Raw genomic sequence first — 22,473 nt, 5'->3', positions numbered from 1 at the left:
AAAAGGAGCAAAAAGTGCAAACAAATAGTCGCAGATCTATGGTCGCTGGAAACTGGAAGATGAATGGCGATAAAGCACTGGTTAAGCAGATGCAAAATGTGCTTGCAGAGGTTAGCTTAGACAATATGGATGCGGTGATATGTCCTCCGTTTCCTTTTTTAGGATTGTTTGCTGATAACATCAAATTAGGTGCTCAAAATATGAGTCAGTTTGATTCAGGTGCCCATACTGGTGAGGTTTCAGTATCCATACTTAAAGAGTTTGGATGTAGCTACATCATTATCGGTCACTCTGAGCGCAGAGAAGACAATTTTGAATCTGATGATGTTGTCGCCATTAAGGTTGAAAAAGCACTTAACGCTGGCCTTACGCCAATTTTATGTTTTGGTGAGCCAGAAAAGATACGCGAAGATGGCAGCTTGTTCTCATATATTGCGGCCCAACTCGATGCAGTTTTGCAACAAGTAGGCATTGCACAGTTTGCGAATATTGTTTTAGCTTATGAGCCAATATGGGCTATAGGCACAGGAAAAACAGCGAGTCCTGAGCAAGCTCAAGAGGTACATGCTTTTGTTCGGGGGCACTTGGCTAAATTAGATTCGGACATTGCTGCCAATATAGTTATTTTATATGGCGGCAGTGTTAAAGGTAGTAATGCTGAGGAATTATTTTCTCAGGAAGATGTAGACGGTGGTTTGATTGGCGGGGCCAGTCTAAATCCAGAAGATTTTTTAAGTATTTGCCAAGCGGCAAATCAGTAGAGGCAACACATGGATTTTTACGAGTTATTAGTTATTGTTTATTTAATCGTCGCAGTTATGTTGGTGGGTTTTGTTTTAATCCAGCAAGGTAAAGGGGCTGATATGGGCGCTTCTTTTGGTAGTGGTGGCTCTAACACAGTTTTTGGTTCTGGTGGTTCAGGTAACTTTTTAACAAGAGCGACTGCCATACTTGCTACTTTATTTTTTGTTATTAGTTTGGTTTTAGGTAATCAAACAGCGGATAAAGAAAAAGGTTTAGATGAGTGGGAAAACTTAGACGCTCCGGCTATTGAACAAACAATTGATTCAGATATTCCTGTTGGCGACCAAGTAGAGCAAGCTATTCAAAACTCTGATGTTCCGGTAGTTGATACCCCAAGTATTGAAGAGGACGTACCTAGCTCTTAGGTCATAACGTATACGCGGATGTGGTGGAATTGGTAGACACGCAGCCTTGAGGGGGCTGTGGCTTAGGCCGTGAGAGTTCGAGTCTCTCCATCCGCACCATTTTAAGAAGGTCTTAGTTCATAGCTAAGGCCTTTTTTATTGGGTGTTTTGTTTTAATTATATTGGGTTTTGGTGGGGTATTTATCTAAGTACAAGGGATTTGCTTGCTTCAAAATAACACGGAGTAAGTTTGATTAGGTTGGATAGCTGCCATAAATTAAAGCCGACAATTTGGCGTAATATTGTCGGCTTAACAAAAGAACTAATGCTTTAAATTACTAAGAGGGGTTACTCTCTAAACGCTGCGTTTCATCATGCGCTCTTTATCTCGAGCCCAGTCTCTATCTTTAACAGAGTCTCGTTTATCGTGTTCGTGCTTACCTTTACCTAGATATATCTCTAGTTTTACCCAATTGGCCTTCCAATACATGGCTGTGGCGATAATTGAATAGCCTTGACGCTCTACTGAGCCAATTAGTTTATCTAACTCACGTTTCTTTAATAATAATTTACGTTTGCGGGTTGCATCACATACAACATGGCTAGAAGCTTGATTCAAAGGTTGAATTGTCGAACCAATTAAAAATGCTTCACCTTTTTCGATGGTGACATAACTCTCGGAAATATTAACTTTACCTGAGCGGATACTTTTGACTTCCCAACCCTGAAGTGCCATGCCACATTCTAGCTTATCTTCAAGATTGTATTGATGACGTGCTTTTTTGTTTAGAGCAATGGTGTTGGTAGTATTTTTAGACTTCTTTTTATTCATGGGGCGTATTATAGAGATTGTATTATTAGGCACAACAAAAATGTGGCTAAAGGCTAATGGGAGTTGATCTTTGGGTGATATTTTGCAGCTAACTGTATGATATTTATACTGTGTAATTTGAAATAGCAGAGTGCACTCACTGAGTAAGTGGTAACAGTTGAAAATATCGTAAAGGCGTTGACCGAGGGTTTTTTAAAGGGGTGTTAATTTGGTTGTTAGCTTTTAAATGATTCCACTTTACGTCAAAGCTAATAGGGCGATTAAAAAGTGTCTAGTTTGAATGCAATATGTCAGCGAAAGAGAATATCAGCCTTGAATACTAAGACTCTTGGTATTAAAAAAGATCTACTATTATGCTAGGCTACAGCGGTTTTTAGCCATAACAAATTAGGAGAACTAATGGCGAATGTATCTCGCAGTGCATTAGTTGGTTTTAGTGCTGAGTCGATGTTTGATTTGATCAATAATGTACAACAATACCCTGAATTTATACCGGGGTGTGCAGATACTAAAATATTAGAGGAAAGTGCTGATAATATGCGAGCATCTTTGCTTATATCTAAGGCAGGGGTTAAACAGTGGTTCACTACACACAACACTTTAAAAAGAGGTCAGTTTATTAAAATGAACTTGGTTGATGGCCCTTTTTCTAGTTTAACTGGAGGTTGGACAATTCAAGCCTTGAGTGACTCTGCATGTAAAATAGAATTAAATTTAGATTTTGCATTTTCTAGTCGATTAGTTGAAATGGCGTTTGGCCGTATATTTAATTCAATTGCTTCAAATATGGTTGTAGCCTTCACAGAGCGAGCAAAGCAAGTTTATGGTTAGTGACCTAAATGACACGAATAAAATCACCCTGGAAGTCGCCTACGGTACACCACAAAGGCAAGTTTTATTAGAGTTTATGGCTGATGAAGGCGTGACTGTAGAGCAAGCAATAATGATATCTGGAGTGTTGTCTGAATTTCCGGAAATTGAATTGAATACAGCTAAAGTTGGAATTTGGAATCGAGCTTGTAAAGTATCTGATGTGCCGAAAGACGGCGATCGTATTGAAATCTATCGCCCGTTAATCGCAGACCCTAAAGAAGCCCGTAGAAGACGAGCAGAGAAGGCTAAAGAAGAAGGCCGAGCCAACAAGGTCACTGGGGGCAGGGCAAAAGGAGCCTAGCATGCCAGCCTTTTTCTTAGGGGGATTTACCATAGCAAAAGTAAGTTTGTTTGCCCTGTAAGTAAAACTTATAGCTTTCGAATGGATAGAATGACTTCCCCTACCTCGACGCCATATTTAATTATTTGTGATTTATTTAACAGCATGTTCTCATCAATGAGGTACATCCAATCATCTAACGTGACAATTAACGGCTCTTGGTCAACTATAATTTCTAAGTCATATCGCCAATAAAAAGCAGCACCGGCAGATTTTCCTGTCGCTACCCCTATCACGTCATTTGCTGTACCCTGAAAACTCCCATCTTCTAACTGGGTAAGTTGCCAAACTCTGGTGTCTTTTTCACCATCATCGTATTCAAATTTTTCATCGAGTGTGCCTTGCTTTCCTTGCCAGGTTCCCGTTATTTTGGCGACAAACCGCCTACTTAAGGCCCCGTTTATATCCAATACCATTCCATGGGCGACTAACTCGCCATTGAAAAACTCATTTAATTTTAGGGTGGGCGTAGTGTCTGAATAGTTTTCTACACTGGGACTGGAGCAACTTAATAACGCCAATGTTATTATGACTAAAATATATTTTTTCATTCTCCACCTCTAGGTTTGTTTGTATTAGCCTTGTAGTTGGCTATAAGGTTCGATAACACCACCAAAACAGGGAGCAATACTCCCCACAAAAGGCCCAGATATATCACTTGGCCTGTTAACTCTAAAGATGAATCCAGAGCGCCAAACCTTATAGCTGCCGTATAACTCATACATCCAGATATGCTGCCAATTATAATTAATAATGGCCATTTAGTTTTAGAAAGCCAAAGTAAGCTATGATTGAGAGAAATCACAAATACACACCACAAAAGCAGTAACCACAGTGGCAGCCAACCATTGGTTGAAGTGATCACTGAATAGTGAACAAGTAAAGAGTCCACTAGCCATCCTATTGGCGCTAAGGCTAGTAATTTTGTGTCAGCCTTTCTTTTGTCACTAAGGATAAAGTGCAATACTAAAATAATGCTGATTATTAAAGCTGCATACTGAGTCAGTAATGCAGCTGCAAACCAAGCTAATTGAAACAATAAGCCATTAATAATCCAGAACTTGCGCATCTTGTTTACCAATAAAATGCATTTTTCTAGCAGTAATGTGATGGGTGCTTATAGCCCTTTCTAAAAATGCCCCTTCACAATAACAAAGATAGTAGTTCCATAACCGCCTGAACTGGCTGTCAAAACCTGATTTAGACAACTGAGTCCAATTTTGATTAAAGTTTTTATACCAGTGGTTAAGAGTACGGGCATAATGCAAACCAATGTCTTCCACATGGTCAATAACCATGTCACTTTGTTCTGCAAGTTGTTTACTAATTACTTGAACTGATGGCAGGCAACCACCAGGGAAGATATAACGCTGGATAAAATCCACACTTTTTCGATAATGATCATAACGACTATCAGCAATGGTAATTGCTTGGAGCAACATTTTCCCAGAGTCGTTTAATAGAGAATTACATTTTTTGAAAAAAGTTGGCAAAAACTCATGGCCTACAGCCTCAATCATTTCAATTGATACTAGCTTGTCAAACTTACCAGTTAACTCTCGATAATCTTTCTTCAAAAGTGTGATTTTGCCTTCAAGTTTGTTTTTTTGAACTTGAGCTTGGGCGTATTCATATTGGGCGTCAGATATTGTAGTGGTAGTCACTTGGCAGCCATAATGCTTAGCGGCGTAAATAGCTAAACTTCCCCAGCCTGTGCCAATCTCAACTAGATGATCCGTGGTTTTTAACTCTAACTTTTCACATATGGTTTTTAGCTTATTATTCTGTGCTGCTTCTAATGTTTGATTGTTTTCATCAAAAATAGCAGCAGAATACATCATGGTTCTGTCTAAAAATTGAGTATAAAGATGGTTACCTAGATCATAATGGCTCAGGATGTTTTTCTTTGAGCCTGTTTGTGAGTTTTTATTAGCTAGATGAGTAAGCTTGTTTTTTATTTTTACAGGCCAAGATTGCGAAGCCTCAACTTTGTCTAGCTGTTGTTGATGTTTAGCGAATATCTGGATTAGGTGGGTTAGGTTGGGAGATGTCCACTTGTGCTCTATATAAGCTTCTGCTGCTCCTATAGAACCGCCTCTAACAAAGTCTTTGTATAGACTTGAGTCTAAAACGACTATTTTGGCAGTCAATGAACCTTGAGGGTTACCAAATTGGTAAATAGTGTTCGCTTCTTGAATTTCAATACTAGCGTCTTCCAAAGAGTCCAGCGTTTCGAATACAAGCTTACGGCACTTTGTTGTCCACCAATCTAATGGGATAGTCGAACGTAATGTTTGTGTGTTTTCCATTATATAACCTCAGATTTCCGGATGTGCAACAAAAGGCACTTTTTTGATAAATAGCTTTAAAGCTTGCCAATAAATAGCCAATACAATTTTGAAGGTCATGCTCGGGGTGCTAAATAGAGTAGACACAACATTTCTCACTGATATAGATTTCTTTGACATCGCTAAAGTGGCGTCAAATACCTTACGTTCTTGATGATTTTCAATATGCACCAGCATTTTTTTGCCTGGTGGGGTGACGCGCCAATGGTAATCCATATCCATTTCCATAAATGGTGAAACATGAAAGGTTTTAGCAGTAGGCTGAACCTTGTCTAAATTGACTAAATAGTAATGTCGCTCGCGCCATGGGGTATTACTCACCTCCGCCAGCATGTATTGACATTTCAGGTTTTGGTCATAACAAAAATAAAAGTTTATGGGGCTGAAATACAAGCCTAAACATCTAGCTTGCGCTACCATTGTGACCTTATGCCCATCCCATTTACCACCTAAAGATAACACTTTTGTTTGGATACGTTCTTTTAAAGTCCCTAGTTCACTTTTGATGTAATCATTTTGATTGAAGCGTATAGGGTGGTACCACTTGTCTCCAATAAAAGGTGAGCCCTGGTACATCTCTGGGAGCTCATCTAGGTCGATGGCTAACATATACAGTGAGTAACTAAAGCTATGATTAGTATGCTTGTAACGCCTATGGCGAACGGTACCCGCATAAATCCCGCTATTTAGACTCATAAGCTAATTCCAAACCTTGAACCTATATCTGTAGCACTACGAACACCATCTTCATGAAAGCCGTTGTACCAATAAGCGCCCACAAAATGGGTGTGATTAACACCGCATATCTGGTCCCTTTGTTGCTGTGCTGCAATGCAGACCTGATTGAAAACTGGATGCGCATAGGTGAAGCTACGTAGCACTTTTTCTGGCGCAATGTGTTCTGATTGGTTTAAGGTGACACAAAATGTCTCCTTTGAGCGGATACCTTGCAAAATATTCATGTTGTAGGTAACGCTTGCTTGTCTGTCAAAATTGCCGTCTAGGAGATAGTTCCAGCTAGCCCATGCGGCCTGTCTGTCAGGTAACAACTGGGTATCTGTATGTAAAACAACATCATTATTTTGATATTGAATATTTCCTAATATCTGAGCTTCTTGAGGGGTAGCATCGGCCAATAATGCTAGGGCTTGATCTGAGTGACATGCAAATACAACTTCATCAAAAGACTGGTGTGTACCGTCTTCAAAATGCAATAAAACCTGATCTACCTCTCGGCTCACTTTTTTGATCGACGCTTTAAGGACAATCTTTTCTTTAAATCCTTCAATGAGCGGACCAATGTATTCCCTAGAGCCACCAGGAATTACGTACCACTGAGGCCTGTCATTGACATTGAGTAAACCGTGATGATGGAAAAAGCGAATAAAAAAACTGAGCTCAAATTGGCGCATTTCATTTAAGCTTGTGGACCAAATTGCTGCCCCCATGGGTAAAATGTAATGCTGGCAAAAGTAATCATTGAAATTCTCATCCCTCAGAAACTCTCCCAGAGTTAAGTCCTTGGGAATAGAGTCTTGTGAATACAGTGCTTTACAGGTTTTATTGAAGCGTAAAATGTCAACAATTAACTTCCAGAACTTGGGGTTGAGTAGGTTACGTTTTTGCGCAAATAAAGTGCTTAAGCTATGACCGTTGTATTCTAACCCGGTGTTTTGGTTTTTTACGCTAAAGCTCATCTCTGTCTCTTGGGGGCGAATATTAAGCTTGGATAATAACTTCAAAAATCTTGGATAGGTTTTGTTGTTAAAAACAATAAACCCTGTATCAATAGAATATTCTTGTTGCTTTACAGTAATATCAACTGTGGCTGTGTGTCCGCCAATGTAGTTGTTTTTCTCAAATACAGTTACTTGGTGTTGTTGGTTAAGTAAGTAGGCAGAAGTTAACCCTGATATACCAGAGCCTATAATGGCTATTTTTTTCATTTTTTTACCTTAGATATTGCAATTTTTCGCCACAGCCCAAAAGGTAACCAAGACATTAACCTGAGCATATTGATGAACAAAGTGGGAAATTTGATGGAAAGGGCTTTGGCTTGCATACCTTTAAAGATAGCTTTAGCAGCATACTCAGCTGTCACTTTAGCTGGCATATCAAAGGTGTTTTTGTCTGTTAAGGGAGTTTCCACAAAGCCAGGTTGAATTAAACTTACCCCTATATTTTGACTGGCGAGGTCGATACTTAGGCTTTGGGCTAGGTAGTTAAGGCCTGCCTTTGAGGCGCCATAGGCCTGCGATTGGGTAAAGGGGATATAGGTTACACTAGAACTTACGATACCAATTTGACTGTGCGGATTAAGTTTAGGCATAAAAGCCTCTAAGCAATAGCCTACCGACAATAAGTTTGTGCGAATTACCCGCTCAAACAAATCACTGTCGAAAGGATTAACAGTTTCCATATATTCACAGTTACCAGCATTTAAAATAAGTTGATCTAGCATACTTACTTCTTCTGCTGCGTCTAACACTTGTTTTTGCTGCGACACATCAAAGCTTAATACCTTTATACTTGGATGATGCTTTTTAAGTTCTGATAGCTTCAGTAAGTCTCTTCCGGTGGCTGTTACTTCAAACCCTTTGGCGGTGTAAATGCTAACAAGAGCCTTACCTATTCCGGACGTCGCGCCAGTGATGAGTACACTATTCATTTTGCTGCTCGCTTTTTTAGGTATTTAATGAAGTGACCAACAACAGGAATATGCTCGAATATCATGGAGTTCGTATCTAGGTAATCTTGATGGAAAATTACCTTTTCATTATCGAATGTTAAGCGGCTATGTCCTAATACATTTATAACTTTGCCACTATTTAAAGAGGGGTGGGAATAGCTCATGGTCCAGTACAAGCAACCTTTATCAGCGACTTCTAGGGTTTCGTCAATATTAAATGAGATGGATTTAACGTTGCTGTAAAGGTGTTGAAAATACTCTTCAAGGGCAGCAATTCCTTGTACCTTATGGAGAGGGTCTATGAATGTAATGTCGCTATGATAAATCTCTCGTAGCAAAGATATATTATCTATATCTATTTTCTGATACGTAGCGACAAAACGCTCAATTCTCTTCGAATTCATATTACTTGTCCTTTTCTTATGTGATTGTTTACGAACTCAGAGTTTAAGAGGATCAGTTGTAGATAAATTTAACCAAAAGTATAAATTTGATAAAAAGCAGGCTCTAATTATGAGCCTGCCGGCTAGTATATGAGTTTCCCGATAGGGTTTAGCACCTGACTAATTCCTTGTACGAAATGCATAGAGTTATTGGCTACCGTTAGGCATAAGCAACCATGCTCGGTGAATGGCGTATGGGTATTGGCATCATTGAGCCATATAAAATCGCCGGGAACATAGTCATCAAACTCATCTTTGAATTCTCCAGCTAGTAAAACAGTTAGCTCAAAGCCCTTGTGAGTATGGATTGGAATTGTTCCACCTTTTTCAATGTGTAAAAGGTTTGTGTGAACATCTCCCTCATTTAAATCAACTCGAGCACGAGCAAGTTTACCCAGCTTTAGCCAGTTGGAAAGTGCTACCGACTGCAATGCTCTTGGCAATGTATACTCTTGGCCTTTTAGGTGTAACTTTAGGGGCATGCTTTGCTTTGGATGTATCTCATAATCTTCATCAGTAATAGCAGAAATCATATCCTCGTCGTCCCAAGTCTCTAGTTCACAATCATCATCAAGACATTGTGCAGATGCTTCTTGGAGCGCTAGTACTTGATGTCTGCAGCATTCGCAGTGCTCTAAGTGCGCAGATACAGCGATAGACAAAGATGAATCTAATTGTCCTTGTGTAAAAGCTAAAAGTAAGGCTGGCGTTGGGTGATGTTTAATCATCTGAGTCTCCCATTAGTTGGCGTAGCTTGTTTAACGCTAAGCGCAACCTAGATTTTACCGTACCTATTGGTAGGTTAAGTTGTTGTGCTAATTGTTCTTGGGTGACTTGCTTGTAAAAAAGACCCACAACAACCTGTTTTTGTTTTTCAGGTAGGTGGTCAAGTAATGATTTGATGTTGCGACTTTCTAGGTGGTCTTCGAAATTATCGATATCATCTGACACCAAGATGTTGTCTACAGGCCAAATATCATCACTGATGGACTCAGTTCGCTGAGTTTGAATTTTTCGTAACATGTCAAAGCTCATGTTGCGCATTATGGAATACATCCACGTGGTTGGCGCTCCTTTATCTGCATGATAAAGGTGAGCTTTTCTCCAAATATTCGTCATGGTTTCTTGCACTAACTCTAAGGCTTGCGCTTCATTATTAAACTGTTTAATTCCGAATTGTTTAATGCGAGGGGCAAACCATTTAAATAACTCACTAAAAGCACGCTTGTCCCGTTCTATCGCTATGTCATGTAACCAGATACATAGTTCAGGGTGCTTAGTATTCATACCCTGCTTTTGTGGGCTTATGGTCATATTTACACTGTGTGCTCTTTGATTGGTTGCCAGCATTATACGTTTTCCATTTAATGTTATAAATAGAATTACGAGTGACTCTGATGTTTAGATCAATTTCTGACAGAATAATTTGCAGCGAGAAGATTGCGTTAACTTGCAGTCTTGTTCGCAAAATTTAATGCCTAGTATCACTGATAGTGGGTTTTCATTACTTTATTGGAAACAAACAGTGATTGCTCAATGCTTGTTTCTTTGTAAACCCGTGTTAGCAAGGATTTTTGCTGAAATCTCTTCCACTGAAAAATAGGTACTATTTAAAAAAGGGATTTTTTCTTTACGGTATAGGTTTTCAACTTCTCTTAGTTCTAACCTACATTGCTTTAGTGACGCATAACGACTATTGGGGCGTCTTTCTGAGCGAATTTGCTGTAAACGCTCTGCTTCGATGGTTAACCCAAATAATTTATCTTTAAATCGCCTTAGGGAAGCTGGAAGCCGCAAAATATCGTCCATATCATCTTCGGTAAAAGGATAATTAGCCGCTTTAATTCCATATTGGAGTGCTAAATATAAACTGGTTGGGGTTTTTCCAGAGCGAGAAACACCCACCAAAATAATATCTGCTTGGTGCAAGTCTTTTAAATTGGTCCCATCATCGTTTGCTAATGCATAGTTTACTGCTTCGATTCTTATATCGTAGGTTTTTTCATGAATACTATGAGTACGGTGTTTTTCAGGTTTACTTTTTACGCCTAAAACTTTCTCTAATGGAGCAACGTACTGGTCGAGAAAATTATAGTTAATTCCTACTGATTTAGAGATGATTTTTCTTACTTCTGTATTGACCACTGTATAAAACACTAAAGGTCTTTGTTTGGTGTCTTGAAAACTTTCAGATATTTTTTGAACTACATCTTCCGCTTGTTCTACTGTTTCTACGAATGGAATTGTGATGTGTTTTAGCTCAATCGTAAACAGGGAGAGGAGTGCGTGGCCAAAAGTTTCTGCTGTGATGGCAGTTCCATCGGAAATATAAAACGCTAATCTCATAACATTTTCCTTACATTGTAGTAATTTAATTACGAAATGTAATTAAATTTTACTTTCATAATAACAACATTCTAAAATCAGCCGCAAGCAAGCACTTCCTTATCGAAGTATTTGTTTTATTTACCGTTTTAGTGTCGTGTACATAATGAGTAAGAGTAAATTAATCGCTTTATAAAACAATCGAAAAATGAGCTAGGAGAAACTAAAAATGCAAGAACATGTGTTGTGGTACCAACAACTTGGAATGGAAGATGTTGGTGTTGTGGGAGGTAAAAATGCATCATTGGGGGAAATGATTTCAAATTTATCAAACGCCGGGGTTCAAGTTCCTGGCGGCTTCGCTACGACAGCTCATGCATTTAATTTGTTTTTAGAACAAAGTGGCTTAGAAGCACGGATTCATGAGCTATTAGATAGCTTAGATGTGGATGATATAGCGGAGCTAGCAAAAGCTGGTGAAACTATACGTAATTGGATCATAGATACACCGTTTTTACCTGAGCTTGAAAGTGCCATTAGAAGTGCCTTTGAAACCCTACAAGGGGAGGCCGGTGATGAGGCTTCTTTTGCTGTGCGCTCTTCTGCAACAGCTGAAGACATGCCTGATGCATCATTTGCTGGCCAACAGGAAACCTTTTTGAATGTGAAAGGGTATGATGCAGTGATGGTTGCCATTAAGCATGTTTTTGCCTCTTTGTTTAACGACCGAGCTATCTCTTATCGTGTACACCAGGGTTATGACCATAAAGGGGTGGCACTTTCTGCTGGTATTCAACGCATGGTTCGTAGTGATTGCGCTACATCTGGCGTGATGTTCTCTATCGATACCGAATCAGGTTTTGAAGATGTGGTGTTCATTACCTCTTCTTATGGTCTTGGGGAAATGGTGGTTCAAGGTGCCGTAAACCCTGATGAGTTTTATGTACACAAGCCTACACTTGCTAAAGGTGTACACGCTGTTGTACGCCGTAACCTAGGTAGTAAGCTTACAAAAATGATTTATTCAGACGACACTGCTCATGGTAAACAAGTTGAAATTGTAGATATAGATGAGGCAGACAGTTGTTTATTTTCACTCAGCGACGATGAAGTAATGGAGCTTGCTAAACAAGCTATCATCATCGAAAAGCACTATAAACGCCCTATGGATATTGAGTGGGCGAAAGACGGTATAGATGGAAAGTTATATATTGTACAAGCTCGTCCCGAAACTGTTCGTAGTCGTGAAGACTTACAGGTTATAGAACGTTTTATGTTAAAAGGTAAGGCGAAAACCTTAACCGAAGGCCGAGCCATAGGTCACAAAATAGGTGCGGGGATTGCGAAAGTGCTTAGTGGTGTTGAAGAAATGGATAAAATTCAACCTGGCGATGTGTTGATAACCGATATGACGGATCCCGATTGGGAGCCTATTATGAAAAAGGCATCCGCTATTGTTACCAATCGTGGTGGGCGTACCTGTCATGCTGCAATCATTGCCCGTGAGTTAGGAATACCCGCAGTTGTTGGGTGTGGTAACGCGACTGCGTCTATCAGTAATGGTGAAAAAGTCACAGTCTCATGTGCTGAAGGTGACACAGGTTATATTTATGGTGATGTACTAGATTATGACGTTGTTACCTCACGCATTGACGAAATGCCTGATATCCCGCTGAAAGTCATGATGAACGTGGGTAACCCTGATAGAGCATTTGATTTTGGCCGTTTGCCAAGTGCAGGGGTAGGATTAGCGCGTTTAGAATTTATTATTAATCGCATGATTGGAGTGCACCCAAAGGCATTGCTAAATTTTGAGCAACAGCCAGATGAGTTAAAAAAAGAAATTACAGAAATGATTTCTGGGTATGCATCGCCTGTTGAGTATTACATTGAAAAGCTGGTTGAGGGTATATCCACTATCGCAGCTGCATTTTATCCTAAAAAAGTTATCGTACGCATGTCTGACTTTAAGTCTAATGAATACTTTAATTTGGTAGGCGGTTATCAATATGAGCCTGATGAAGAAAACCCTATGTTAGGGTTTCGTGGTGCAAGCCGCTATATCTCTGATGATTTCAGAGAATGTTTTGCTTTAGAGTGTGAGGCAATAAAGCGAGTTCGTAACAAGATGGATTTGACCAATGTCGAGATTATGATCCCTTTCATTCGGACTTTAGAAGAGGGTCAACAAGTCTTAGATTTACTGGCGGCTCAAGGCTTGGTTCAAGGTGAGAATGGACTGCGAGTGATTATGATGTGCGAACTTCCGTCGAATGCATTACTTGCTGACCAATTCTTAGATATGTTTGACGGGTTTTCAATTGGTTCAAATGATTTAACCCAGTTAACCCTTGGTTTAGATAGGGACTCAGGTTTGATTGCGCATTTGTTTGACGAACGTAACCAGGCTGTGAAAGTGTTGCTGTCAATGGCAATAAAGGCGGCTAAAAAGCGTGGTAAGTATGTGGGTATTTGTGGTCAAGGCCCATCTGACCATGAAGACTTAGCTCAGTGGTTGGTGGAGCAGGGCATAGACAGTGTGTCACTCAATCCAGATACTGTGGTAGAGACCTGGCTATACCTAGGAGAGCAACACAAATAAACTTGTATTGCTTTGATGTTAAAGTTAAAAAACCGCAAGTTGATATCAGCTTGCGGTTTTTTATTAAGAGTCAAATGTAAATCGCTACAGCATTTGTTACTAACTTTTAAGTTTACGCCTGAGTATAAATCGGTCTAAGCGTCGCGCTGAATTAGACATAGATGTTTGTAGTTTTGTAAGCCATTCCCTAGCTTTTGGGACGTCATAGCTCAATACAACTAGCCCTAACAACAAAAATAAAGAAGAACCTGGGATGATAAACAATACTAGGCCCATTAGCGCTAGTAGGCTACCTATTGTGATCCTTATTTTTTTAATCATTTGTTTTGGCCTTTATGACATCGGTGAGTTTTAGATTCTATCACCCTATAGGACAACGAAAAACAAAGGATGTTACAAATTGTTAAAATATTAGACTAATTTACTAGTTTTTATTAACTTTTATATAGTCACCTTTGAGCTCTGGTTATGAAAGATAACCCCAATCTAGTGCAAAGTGATATAGAGCCTAAGTTTACAATTAGGTATAATTGGTCCATTAATTTGCTTTAAGAACAGTCCTATAACTATGCTTCCAGCGTTAGATCCTAGCTCAATAATTGAGAGCGATTATCAAGAATTTTTGACCTTATTGAAAAAGTCAGCCTTTACTGGTGATATTGAATTTAGCTATGCCAGCCGTTTAGCTGTGGCTACTGATAACTCTATTTATCAGCAGCTTCCACAGGCTGTGGTGTTGCCAAAGTCTACAGATGACTTGTCAGTTATGGGTAAAGTCGCTAGTGAGTTTGCTAATGTTCGTTTTTCAGCAAGAGGGGGCGGTACAGGCACCAATGGCCAGTCGCTAACCTCAGGTATCATTGTTGATATGTCTCGTTATATGAATAACGTACTTGAAGTTAATGCAAAGGAAGGCTGGGCAAGAGTTCAATCTGGTGTGGTTAAAGACCAGCTGAATGATGCATTACGACCTTTTGGATTCTTTTTTGCACCGGACTTATCTACCAGTAACCGAGCAACTGTAGGCGGTATGATAAATACTGATGCTTCGGGGCAAGGCTCGCTAGTATACGGTAAAACCAGTGATCATGTTTTAGAGTTAACGTCTGTTTTGGCTGACGGTACTGTGTTAAATACCGCACCTATTACAGTGGAAGCTGCCAAACTACAGAGTGAACAAGACTCCCCTTTAGGGCGTGTTACTAAGCAATTGCTCGATACCTGCTTAGGAAAACGAGAGCAAATACTCGAAAAATTCCCCCGTCTGAATCGATTTTTAACAGGGTATGATTTAGAAAATACCCTAGGAAATGATTTAAGTACCCTAGATATTAGCCGAGTTATTACAGGCTCAGAGGGCTCTTTGGTATTTGTGTCTGAAGCAAAAGTAAATATTACGCCTATTGCAACATTTAAAGCTTTAGTGAATGTTAAGTATGATTCTTTTGAGTCAGCGCTAAGGCATGCGCCAAGCATGGTAGCCGCAAACGCTACTTCGGTAGAAACCGTTGACAGCAATGTCTTAAACCTTGCCAAGCAAGATATCATATGGCACTCGGTTGCGGACTTAATAACAGATGTGGAAGGCAAAGAAGTACTTGGCCTTAATATGGTTGAGTACAACAGTAACGATCAAGCGGATATTGAACAAAAGATTGCCAGTCTCAGCGAAAGTCTTGATAGCGCTAAAAATCTTGGGGTAATTGGTTACCAAATTACCTACGATAAAGCTGACATATCAAAAATATACGCCATGCGTAAGAAGTCGGTTGGATTGTTGGGTAAAGTAAAAGGCACTAAAAAGCCTCTAGCGTTTGTAGAAGATACCGCCGTACCACCAGAAAACCTCGCTGATTTTATTATGGAGTTTAGAGCATTACTCGATAGTCATAACTTAAAGTATGGCATGTTTGGCCATGTGGATGCTGGGGTGTTACATGTTCGCCCTGCATTAGATATGTGTGACCCAGAACAAGAAGCTATGGTGCCAGATATTTCTGACCAAGTGGTGGCGCTGGTGGCAAAATATGGTGGCTTGATGTGGGGAGAGCATGGTAAAGGTTATCGCAGTGAATATGCGCCAACATTTTTTGGTGAAGAGCTGTATACCGAATTGCGTAAAATCAAAACAGTGTTTGACCCATTAAACAAAATGAACCCAGGTAAAATCTGTACGCCCTTAGAATCAAATGAGAGCTTAGTTAAAGTGTCTGGCCTTAAACGAGGGGAGTTTGACAGGCAAATACCTATCGCAGTTAGAACGTCGTTCGAACCCGCTATGAGCTGTAACGGTAACGGCTTATGTTTTAATTACGATACCACTTCGCCCATGTGCCCCTCGTTTAAAATCACCGGTGACAGACGCCATAGCCCTAAGGGTAGGGCAGGTATGGTGCGCGAATGGTTACGTTTATTATCTAAAAACAACATTGATGTAAATGAGTTAGAGCACAATGAGGATCCACCCACTTGGTTTGAGCGATTCAGAAACTCCACTGATAAAAAGCCAGATAATGACTTTTCACATGAAGTTCTAGAAGTAATGGAAGGCTGTTTAGCCTGTAAAGCATGTTCAAGCCAATGCCCAGTGAGTGTGGATGTACCCGGGTTTAGATCGCGATTTTTAAGTATGTATTACCAAAGATATATGCGACCAGCCAAAGATATTTTAGTGGGGAATATTGAGAAAATGGCCCCCCTTATGGCCCAAGCTCCAGGTTTTGTTAACTTCTTTTTATCCCAAGATTGGGTGAATACGAGTATTAGAAAAACCATTGGCTATGTGAACACGCCTTTGTTGTCAAAGCCCACTCTAGAAAAAAGGCTCAAGCTTAATCAGCCACAAAGTACTCACTTCGATTTAGGTCAACTACAGAAATTGGACAAAGAAACATTGTCTAAAAAAGTGTGTATTGTGCAGGACCCATTCACTACTTTTTATGATGCTGATGTAGTCGAGTCTCTTGTAAACTTGATTAGTAAGTTAGGGTATCAACCTATCTTATTGCCATTCATGCCAAACGGTAAACCTCAACATGTGAAGGGGTTTTTAAAAGAATTTGCTAGCACGGCTAAAACAGCCGCAGACTTCTTGAACCAATTAGCTGAACTAGAAGTGCCACTTGTAGGAGTCGACCCTTCAATGGTGCTTTGTTATCGGGATGAATATCAAAAAGTACTAGGTGATGCCCGCGGTGATTTTAAGGTGCAATTGGTACATGAATGGTTAACTCAGATAAAGTTACCTGAGTTGAAAACTCCAAGCCAAGCTGCATACGGCTTGTTTGGTCATTGCAGCGAAAAAACAGCACTACCTGCTAGCGAAAAACAATGGCAGCAAATATTCAAGCAAACTGGATTAGAGCTGTCTTTAGTGTCTGTGGGTTGTTGCGGTATGGCAGGTACCTTTGGCCATGAATCAAGCCATTTTGAAGAATCTACCGGTATTTACAATTTAAGCTGGCAACAAGCAGTCGCCAAATTCAAACCCGAACAAGTGCTCGCTACCGGCTATTCCTGCCGCAGCCAAGTGGCAAGGTTTGAAGCGTTCAAACCTAAACATCCACTGCAAATTTTAGAGAAAAACCTATAGCCTTAATAGAAGAGGGCAGTGTAATAGCTGCCATTCTTCAAAATAATCAGCCTAATTGGACTAGAAAAAAGCGTTGCGACGTTAAATCTGTATAGGTTTAACCATTAAACATCGTCAATATTTGACCTAGCGCGTTGCCATTTTCTATCTCTGGCCTTTTTCTACAGCCTCAACGCCCCAATATGCCGACGAAACGAGCGCAGCGAGTTGAGGTCGGAATAATTGGCTTGTTAAGTGCGGATCTCAAGAGATTGTCCTCCCTCTTTACTTAGCACTATTACGTTTTCTTTTGTTATTACAGAAACACATGCATCTAAACCAACTATTAAATATTCCTTAACTAGATTCCCAGAGTGTTTCATGAGAAAGCCATCTCTCTCTGCTTCTTGATCGAACCACCCACCAGAAGCAACTCTATATAGCCACCCACTTCTGAGATTAAAACTAACCCAGTTTTCAGAAAGATCGGACTCATCCAGTAATCTGATTGATGAAGGACCGAATTCATTATTGAAAAAGACTTCGTATTCCTTTCCAGATTTCGGACAATAAATGCACACCTTAGTTTTATCGAAATCCCAGAGCAACTCTGTAACTTCAACATTTTCACCAAAATCTGGTACTTCCTTTACCGGTTCTACTCTCATCATTTTTTGTGCACTTAACGCCCACATAAGGGGCTGATAATAAGTTGGCTAAACTTGTGTAGCGAAGCGAAACTGAGCCAACTTAATAGCAGTCCCGTTACTTGATGCGCTTGTTAGGAGACGTTAATTTGCGCGTCCAAATTGGAAATTAAAGAACTTAACTTCAAGTCAAAGCCCGTTAAGTCTTTGCCACTTAAATTCAAATTTACCAGCCTTTCTTTTTCCTCAAGAATAGGCACCATTGATTCTTTGAACTCACTCCAAGACACTTGAATAGGTTCTACTTCACTCAATAATTCAGGAGCCAGTTTCTTTAACCTTAGAATCCTAGATCTTGAAGACCAAACAGGAAAGGATACTTGGTGTTCAGATACATCAAATTCCAATATCGTTCCATCTGGAAATTCAGCAAACCACAGAATCTGAGTTTCGGACACTTCCTTATAAAATTTTTCTATCTGCGAACCTACACTCAATTCCCTAAGTCTCCTAACGCCGCGCTCTGCGGCAAATTTGGAGCGCAGCGGAAGATTTGTCCGACAGCAGCGCCTTGTTAGGCCTATATGAGGCTATCTTGTACACCAACGTTCCTTTCCTGCTTTGTATAATGAGATTTTAAAATTTCTAAAAAGTCCTCTGGCGATGACAGTGCATCACTAATCATTCCGATTTTAGCTAGGCTTAGATACACAGCCACGGAATGTGCTTGACAGTTAATTGATTTTTTAGGGTTAAATTCGATATCAGTAAAGGCATCGTACGAAAGCACTTCTTTCGACAATTCTTCATTGTTTGCTAACGCATTAATATATATCCAGTCATAGAAATAGGTTCTCGGCTCAAGAGGAAACATCTTTCCAAAAAACTCGAAACCAATAAGATTTCCAGACTCTTTAAGCCTAATGTCTTTTTTGGCCGATAAAGAATCAAGACCAAATAGGTCTTTATAAGGACCGCCTCTTGAAAACACCTTGCTTCCTTGAAAAGCTGTTTCTACAGTGAAAATATTTTTTTTCTTTTTAGTTTCAATAAGTAAATTGAAAGCAGAAAGCTTTATTCCTAGTTCATTTTCAGATTTACTGGATATTTCTAATACTCGATCAAAACCAAAGCTGTGTGCAACACTGTGAAGTTCACAAATCGACTTTTGTTTTTGAGACTTTGCCATCCCAGGGTGCCACTTGAACTCTAAAAGCCTTTCTTCTGCTCCAGGCTCCCCGGTTAAATTTGGAATAAATAAGGGTCTTGTGGCCATTACCAATGCTCATAATCTAATCGAGCATAGTAAAACGCTCGGTGATAAAGAAAATCAAAATTTGGGTGTTTTGCTTCTAAAGCCTGCTCTGTTTGCTTGTCAGGTGCAATCACTCCTTCTATGTACTCAGGCTCAATTGTGTCAAAGACCAGTATCTCAGCCTGTGGATTGGTCGGGCAATCATCTGGTAGTTCTAAAGTCGCTCTATCCGGCTTTCCCGCTACGGGGTCAAACATTCTTCGAAAAGCAGCTACACCTTTCCTATTTTGTATTGGAATAGCTCTCACATTATTACTAGCTGCATTTTCACAACAAAAAGCACAATCTTTAAGCCAAAGTATTTCAGGCTTAAAAGCCACAACAACCCAAGCCTGCCTAGTGTCTTGGCTCCTGAGGCTATAAAACATCTTATAGTTTGGGTGGCCTACTGATAGGCAATTAGCTGTTCTTTGCCCATCCATTCGATATTGATCGTTGTATGCTACAGCAGCTCCTTGAGCCTCAAGTGTAGCTCTAGGTACAAGCCCATCGGTGAGAATCGAATCCATATTCTCAATTTTTGTAAAATGCCATACGTAATCGATACTTCGGCTTTTTACTTCGTTCTCCATACCAATCTCCTTATGGTGCTTTTAGTGGGCCTAACGCCCCAAGCAGCGGAAAACACGAACGTTTTGGCGCAGCCAGTGAGTGGTTTTCCGATGACTTGGTTTGTTATACGTTTTGACTACTTTTTTTCCATCGGAGTTGGATTTTCTTTCTCTTGTCTTTCTTCGATATCAGGACGGTCTTCATTTTCATTATTCACTAACATTTCATCATTTCCATTATTACTTTAAAAACTGAGAATATACTTATTAGCCAAACGGCAATCACCAGCTCATCGTAAGCTAATTTAAGTGGTTTCAATTTATCATTATTAAATTCTGATTGTTTGATAACTGCGTTTGCATAGCAATCATACACGTATGACAGTGCTTTTTCTTTGTCCTGTCTTTTTAACCACTCAGATGTTTCTATACCTCTTGGAACAACAATACTTGATCTTATTTTTATACTTAATAGTAAGTGCCCAAACGCGCAAGTTAAGGAAAATATAGCAAATAATGCAGCAAGCAAAATAATATATTCGATAGCCGTTTCTGGATTAAAAAGTTGATCGTTTTGATAACCAAGAATAGCTCCAAAACTAGCAATCATTATTGTAATAAGAGTTAGAAATCGAGTTGACTTATTTTCTATGGATTCAAATCTTATGACTTCTTCATTGTATCTTTCTTTTATATAAGAAAGAGCTCCATTATCAGATAGCAAACTCATACTCCATAGACGTATAACGCCGCAATAAACGGCTAAGTAATAGTTGGCTAAAATGTGAAGCGAAGTGGAACCGAGCCAACTATTACGTGTCCGTTATTTAATTGCTTTGTTAGTTTGATTTTTCTTATGCCTATCAAAGAGCAAGAATAAACCAGCTAGAAATAAACTTACCACACCCGCCCAACCAGCGAGCCTACTATTTGAAGCATATGCTACAACCATGCTTTCATAACTTCGGACTATGTTTCCGTCTTTGGATAGCTCATAAACAGAATAGTAACTGTTTTCATCCCAAGGCGGTGAATGGGAATCCGTATCATCGTATAAAACAGAGATTATAGAGTCCTCACTGGCTAAAGCTGAATGTGTTTTACTCGTTTGCCCGCCAATAGAGTGATAAATAAGATGTATATTCTCGCCAAGAAACTTAAATCGAAGATTATTACCATGTTTACCTGTAGCTTTTACCCAATCGATTTCGCCTTCAATTAGAGTTAATTCCGCGCGCGGTAAAACCTTACCGCTAAAAGCAAACAAAAAGAGAAACCCAAGCCCGATAAGTGTGCAAATTAGAGAGGATTTTTGAATATCATTGAACTTCATATTAACGCCGATATATCCCAATCAAACTAACGCTTATTATCGAGCATGTCGTATATGTAACTTCTCGATTTGACATGAATTGTCGCCATTTTAGAACTTACCTTTTGATTTTATTAATCTTTTTTACCTTCATGCTATAAAAACTACAGAGTGTTGCAAAAGCAAAAGGAGACCTGACTTTAACGATACTTATCCGCTTCCTATTAAAAACTATGTGAAAAATATTTTCCACAATTAAATTAACAACTTAGCGTTTATGGGAAAAACAAAGCGAGATATCAAAACTTACATAATAGGAAGTGATATTGGCATTATATTAAAAAATATATTATACCTGTATTTATGTACAGCCTTTGGCTTGGGAGGAATTATTATGCCAAAATCACCTTTTATAGAATCTATACGATTTATTTTACGGACTAAAAGGTATAGCTTAAAAACAGAAAAGGCTTATCTTCACTGGATTCGACGATTTATTTATTTATTTCAACGGAAAACGTCATCCTAAAGATATGGGGGAGTTGGAGGTTGAGCAGTTTTTAACACATCTTGCTATAACACTAAAAGTCTCACCATCGACTCAAAATCAAGCTTTGTGCGCCGTTATTTTTATGTATCGGCATGTGCTAGAAAAGGACTTAACCAACATAAATTTTACGTTTGCTAAGACACCTGTTCGAGTACCTAAAGTATTAAGTCATTGTGATGCAATTGCTATAATCGATAAGTTACGAGGAGTTCATCATACTATTGGCACACTTATGTATGGTGGAGGATTTCGCATATCAGAGGTGTTGAGGTTACGTATAAAAGACTTTGATTTTGACCGAAACACTATTTTTATTTTTCGTTCAAAAGGCCAAAAAGACCGCTTAACTATGTTTCCAGAATTAGCCAAGACTGATATTTTTAAACAAATTCAAAAAGTAGAGAGTATCCATCAAAAAGATATGGATGAAGGGTATGGGTTGTCTTCACTTCCACCTTCTCTAATTCGTAAGTACGGAAAAGCAGCGACTAACTTATCTTGGCAATATATATTTCCTTCAACCACTCGATGTGTTAACCCTTACGATGGTTATATATGTCGCCACCACCTTCATCAAACTGGATTTCGTAAGGGGTTAAAAAAAGCAGTGCAAGAGGCGGGTGTTTTGAAGCGAGTTACCTCACATACCTTTTGGCATAGTTTCGCAACGCGATTACTTGAGACAGGGCGTGACATCAGAGTAGTACAATAGTTATTGGGGCATGATGATGTTAAAATCACGCAAATTTATACCCACGTCTTGGGTAAGCATAAATCCGGTGCAATTAGCCCTATGGATTCGCGGTGAAGTATCAACTGTATTAGTATGCCGCTTTAGACACACTATAGAATGTCTCCAATGTCTGTTCGGCATACATTTCTATAGTTAGCTATTGTTTATTTAGTATTTAGGTCTATCCCAATATC

Annotated in this window: 25 protein-coding genes and 1 tRNA gene; 8 read left to right on the top strand and 18 right to left on the bottom strand. The window is 39.4% G+C overall.

Annotated elements, in window-relative coordinates:
• Nucleotides 1–14 precede the first annotated feature (14 nt).
• The 3 genes from tpiA (at nt 15) to ACMUMK_RS17065 (ending at nt 1,268) form a co-directional block, all read left to right on the top strand.
• Nucleotides 15–761 (top strand): triose-phosphate isomerase, encoded by a 747-nt coding sequence (tpiA, locus tag ACMUMK_RS17075; protein WP_414702361.1) that lies wholly within the window; start codon nt 15–17, stop codon nt 759–761.
• A gap of 9 nt (nt 762–770) precedes the next feature.
• Nucleotides 771–1,169, top strand: a complete 399-nt coding sequence (secG, locus tag ACMUMK_RS17070; protein ID WP_414702360.1) for a preprotein translocase subunit SecG — start codon at nt 771–773, stop codon at nt 1,167–1,169.
• Nucleotides 1,170–1,183: 14 nt separating this feature from the next.
• Nucleotides 1,184–1,268, top strand: a tRNA-Leu gene (locus ACMUMK_RS17065).
• A gap of 235 nt (nt 1,269–1,503) precedes the next feature.
• Here the strand turns inward: ACMUMK_RS17065 and smpB are convergent.
• Nucleotides 1,504–1,980: an SsrA-binding protein SmpB gene (smpB, locus tag ACMUMK_RS17060; RefSeq protein ID WP_414702359.1), complete on the bottom strand. Its 477-nt coding sequence runs from the start codon at nt 1,978–1,980 to the stop codon at nt 1,504–1,506.
• A 399-nt stretch (nt 1,981–2,379) separates the two neighbouring features.
• Here smpB and ACMUMK_RS17055 point away from each other — a divergent pair, with 399 nt between their 5' ends.
• Both ACMUMK_RS17055 and ACMUMK_RS17050 read left to right on the top strand, forming a co-directional pair.
• On the top strand, nt 2,380–2,811 hold the full coding sequence (locus tag ACMUMK_RS17055; RefSeq protein ID WP_414702358.1) for a type II toxin-antitoxin system RatA family toxin: 432 nt from the start codon (nt 2,380–2,382) through the stop codon (nt 2,809–2,811).
• The gene (locus ACMUMK_RS17050) at nt 2,804–3,154 is read left to right on the top strand and encodes an RnfH family protein (protein WP_414702357.1); all 351 of its coding nucleotides are present in this window, start codon (nt 2,804–2,806) and stop codon (nt 3,152–3,154) included. Before ACMUMK_RS17055 ends, ACMUMK_RS17050 begins: the two co-directional genes overlap by 8 nt.
• A 68-nt stretch (nt 3,155–3,222) precedes the next feature.
• Here the strand turns inward: ACMUMK_RS17050 and ACMUMK_RS17045 are convergent, their stop codons facing one another.
• The 10 genes from ACMUMK_RS17045 to ACMUMK_RS17000 form a co-directional block, all read right to left on the bottom strand.
• Nucleotides 3,223–3,744, bottom strand: coding sequence for a DUF3833 domain-containing protein (locus tag ACMUMK_RS17045; RefSeq protein WP_414702356.1), 522 nt, complete (start codon nt 3,742–3,744; stop codon nt 3,223–3,225).
• A complete protein-coding gene (locus ACMUMK_RS17040; protein ID WP_414702355.1) occupies nt 3,741–4,262 on the bottom strand; it encodes a DUF2878 domain-containing protein in 522 nt (173 codons plus the stop codon). The genes ACMUMK_RS17045 and ACMUMK_RS17040 overlap by 4 nt, the downstream gene beginning before the upstream one ends.
• Nucleotides 4,240–5,502 carry a class I SAM-dependent methyltransferase gene (locus ACMUMK_RS17035; RefSeq protein WP_414702354.1) on the bottom strand — a complete coding sequence of 421 codons (1,263 nt, stop codon included), beginning with the start codon at nt 5,500–5,502 and terminating at the stop codon, nt 4,240–4,242. The genes ACMUMK_RS17040 and ACMUMK_RS17035 overlap by 23 nt, the downstream gene beginning before the upstream one ends.
• A 9-nt stretch (nt 5,503–5,511) precedes the next feature.
• A complete protein-coding gene (locus ACMUMK_RS17030; protein WP_414702353.1) occupies nt 5,512–6,237 on the bottom strand; it encodes a DUF1365 domain-containing protein in 726 nt (241 codons plus the stop codon).
• Nucleotides 6,234–7,487, bottom strand: a complete 1,254-nt coding sequence (locus ACMUMK_RS17025) for an NAD(P)/FAD-dependent oxidoreductase (RefSeq protein ID WP_414702352.1) — start codon at nt 7,485–7,487, stop codon at nt 6,234–6,236. Before ACMUMK_RS17025 ends, ACMUMK_RS17030 begins: the two co-directional genes overlap by 4 nt.
• A complete protein-coding gene (locus ACMUMK_RS17020; RefSeq protein ID WP_414702351.1) occupies nt 7,484–8,209 on the bottom strand; it encodes an SDR family NAD(P)-dependent oxidoreductase in 726 nt (241 codons plus the stop codon). The genes ACMUMK_RS17025 and ACMUMK_RS17020 overlap by 4 nt, the downstream gene beginning before the upstream one ends.
• Nucleotides 8,206–8,634 carry a nuclear transport factor 2 family protein gene (locus ACMUMK_RS17015; protein WP_414702350.1) on the bottom strand — a complete coding sequence of 143 codons (429 nt, stop codon included), beginning with the start codon at nt 8,632–8,634 and terminating at the stop codon, nt 8,206–8,208. The genes ACMUMK_RS17020 and ACMUMK_RS17015 overlap by 4 nt, the downstream gene beginning before the upstream one ends.
• Before the next feature lie 122 nt (nt 8,635–8,756).
• Nucleotides 8,757–9,401, bottom strand: a complete 645-nt coding sequence (locus ACMUMK_RS17010) for a ChrR family anti-sigma-E factor (RefSeq protein WP_414702349.1) — start codon at nt 9,399–9,401, stop codon at nt 8,757–8,759.
• Entirely contained in the window at nt 9,394–10,023 is a 630-nt protein-coding gene (locus tag ACMUMK_RS17005) for a sigma-70 family RNA polymerase sigma factor (protein WP_414702348.1), read from the bottom strand. Before ACMUMK_RS17005 ends, ACMUMK_RS17010 begins: the two co-directional genes overlap by 8 nt.
• Before the next feature lie 183 nt (nt 10,024–10,206).
• Nucleotides 10,207–11,019: a pyruvate, water dikinase regulatory protein gene (locus ACMUMK_RS17000; protein WP_414702347.1), complete on the bottom strand. Its 813-nt coding sequence runs from the start codon at nt 11,017–11,019 to the stop codon at nt 10,207–10,209.
• A gap of 208 nt (nt 11,020–11,227) precedes the next feature.
• Between ACMUMK_RS17000 and ppsA the strand changes: the two genes are divergently transcribed.
• Nucleotides 11,228–13,600: a phosphoenolpyruvate synthase gene (gene ppsA, locus ACMUMK_RS16995; protein WP_414702346.1), complete on the top strand. Its 2,373-nt coding sequence runs from the start codon at nt 11,228–11,230 to the stop codon at nt 13,598–13,600.
• 99 nt (nt 13,601–13,699) lie between these two features.
• Here ppsA and ACMUMK_RS16990 read toward each other — a convergent pair whose 3' ends face one another.
• Nucleotides 13,700–13,921: a tellurium resistance protein TerC gene (locus ACMUMK_RS16990; RefSeq protein ID WP_414702345.1), complete on the bottom strand. Its 222-nt coding sequence runs from the start codon at nt 13,919–13,921 to the stop codon at nt 13,700–13,702.
• A 247-nt stretch (nt 13,922–14,168) separates the two neighbouring features.
• Here ACMUMK_RS16990 and ACMUMK_RS16985 point away from each other — a divergent pair, with 247 nt between their 5' ends.
• Nucleotides 14,169–17,192, top strand: coding sequence for an FAD-binding and (Fe-S)-binding domain-containing protein (locus tag ACMUMK_RS16985; protein ID WP_414702344.1), 3,024 nt, complete (start codon nt 14,169–14,171; stop codon nt 17,190–17,192).
• A gap of 230 nt (nt 17,193–17,422) precedes the next feature.
• On the opposite strand, the gene ACMUMK_RS16980 is transcribed toward ACMUMK_RS16985, so the two are convergent.
• From ACMUMK_RS16980 to ACMUMK_RS16955, 6 genes are all read right to left on the bottom strand, one after another.
• Entirely contained in the window at nt 17,423–17,842 is a 420-nt protein-coding gene (locus tag ACMUMK_RS16980) for a hypothetical protein (RefSeq protein ID WP_414702343.1), read from the bottom strand.
• A gap of 110 nt (nt 17,843–17,952) precedes the next feature.
• A complete protein-coding gene (locus tag ACMUMK_RS16975; protein ID WP_414702342.1) occupies nt 17,953–18,315 on the bottom strand; it encodes a DUF2750 domain-containing protein in 363 nt (120 codons plus the stop codon).
• An 83-nt stretch (nt 18,316–18,398) separates the two neighbouring features.
• Complete coding sequence (locus ACMUMK_RS16970) at nt 18,399–19,094, bottom strand: DUF6977 family protein (RefSeq protein ID WP_414702341.1); 696 nt, start codon at nt 19,092–19,094, stop codon at nt 18,399–18,401.
• Entirely contained in the window at nt 19,094–19,705 is a 612-nt protein-coding gene (locus tag ACMUMK_RS16965; RefSeq protein ID WP_414702340.1) for a DarT ssDNA thymidine ADP-ribosyltransferase family protein, read from the bottom strand. The genes ACMUMK_RS16970 and ACMUMK_RS16965 overlap by 1 nt, the downstream gene beginning before the upstream one ends.
• A 196-nt stretch (nt 19,706–19,901) precedes the next feature.
• Nucleotides 19,902–20,408, bottom strand: coding sequence for a hypothetical protein (locus tag ACMUMK_RS16960; RefSeq protein ID WP_414702339.1), 507 nt, complete (start codon nt 20,406–20,408; stop codon nt 19,902–19,904).
• 99 nt (nt 20,409–20,507) lie between these two features.
• Nucleotides 20,508–21,017, bottom strand: a complete 510-nt coding sequence (locus tag ACMUMK_RS16955; protein WP_414702338.1) for a hypothetical protein — start codon at nt 21,015–21,017, stop codon at nt 20,508–20,510.
• A 512-nt stretch (nt 21,018–21,529) separates the two neighbouring features.
• Here ACMUMK_RS16955 and ACMUMK_RS16950 point away from each other — a divergent pair.
• Nucleotides 21,530–22,258 carry an integron integrase gene (locus ACMUMK_RS16950; protein ID WP_414702337.1) on the top strand — a complete coding sequence of 243 codons (729 nt, stop codon included), beginning with the start codon at nt 21,530–21,532 and terminating at the stop codon, nt 22,256–22,258.
• The last annotated feature ends 215 nt before the right edge of the window (nt 22,259–22,473 follow it).

Origin of the sequence: Paraglaciecola sp. 2405UD69-4, assembly GCF_047525415.1 — a bacterium.
Taxonomy (GTDB): Bacteria; Pseudomonadota; Gammaproteobacteria; order Enterobacterales; family Alteromonadaceae; genus Paraglaciecola.
The sequence above is the reverse complement of the archived record's forward strand: the minus strand, read 5'-3'. Positions and strand labels throughout refer to the sequence as shown.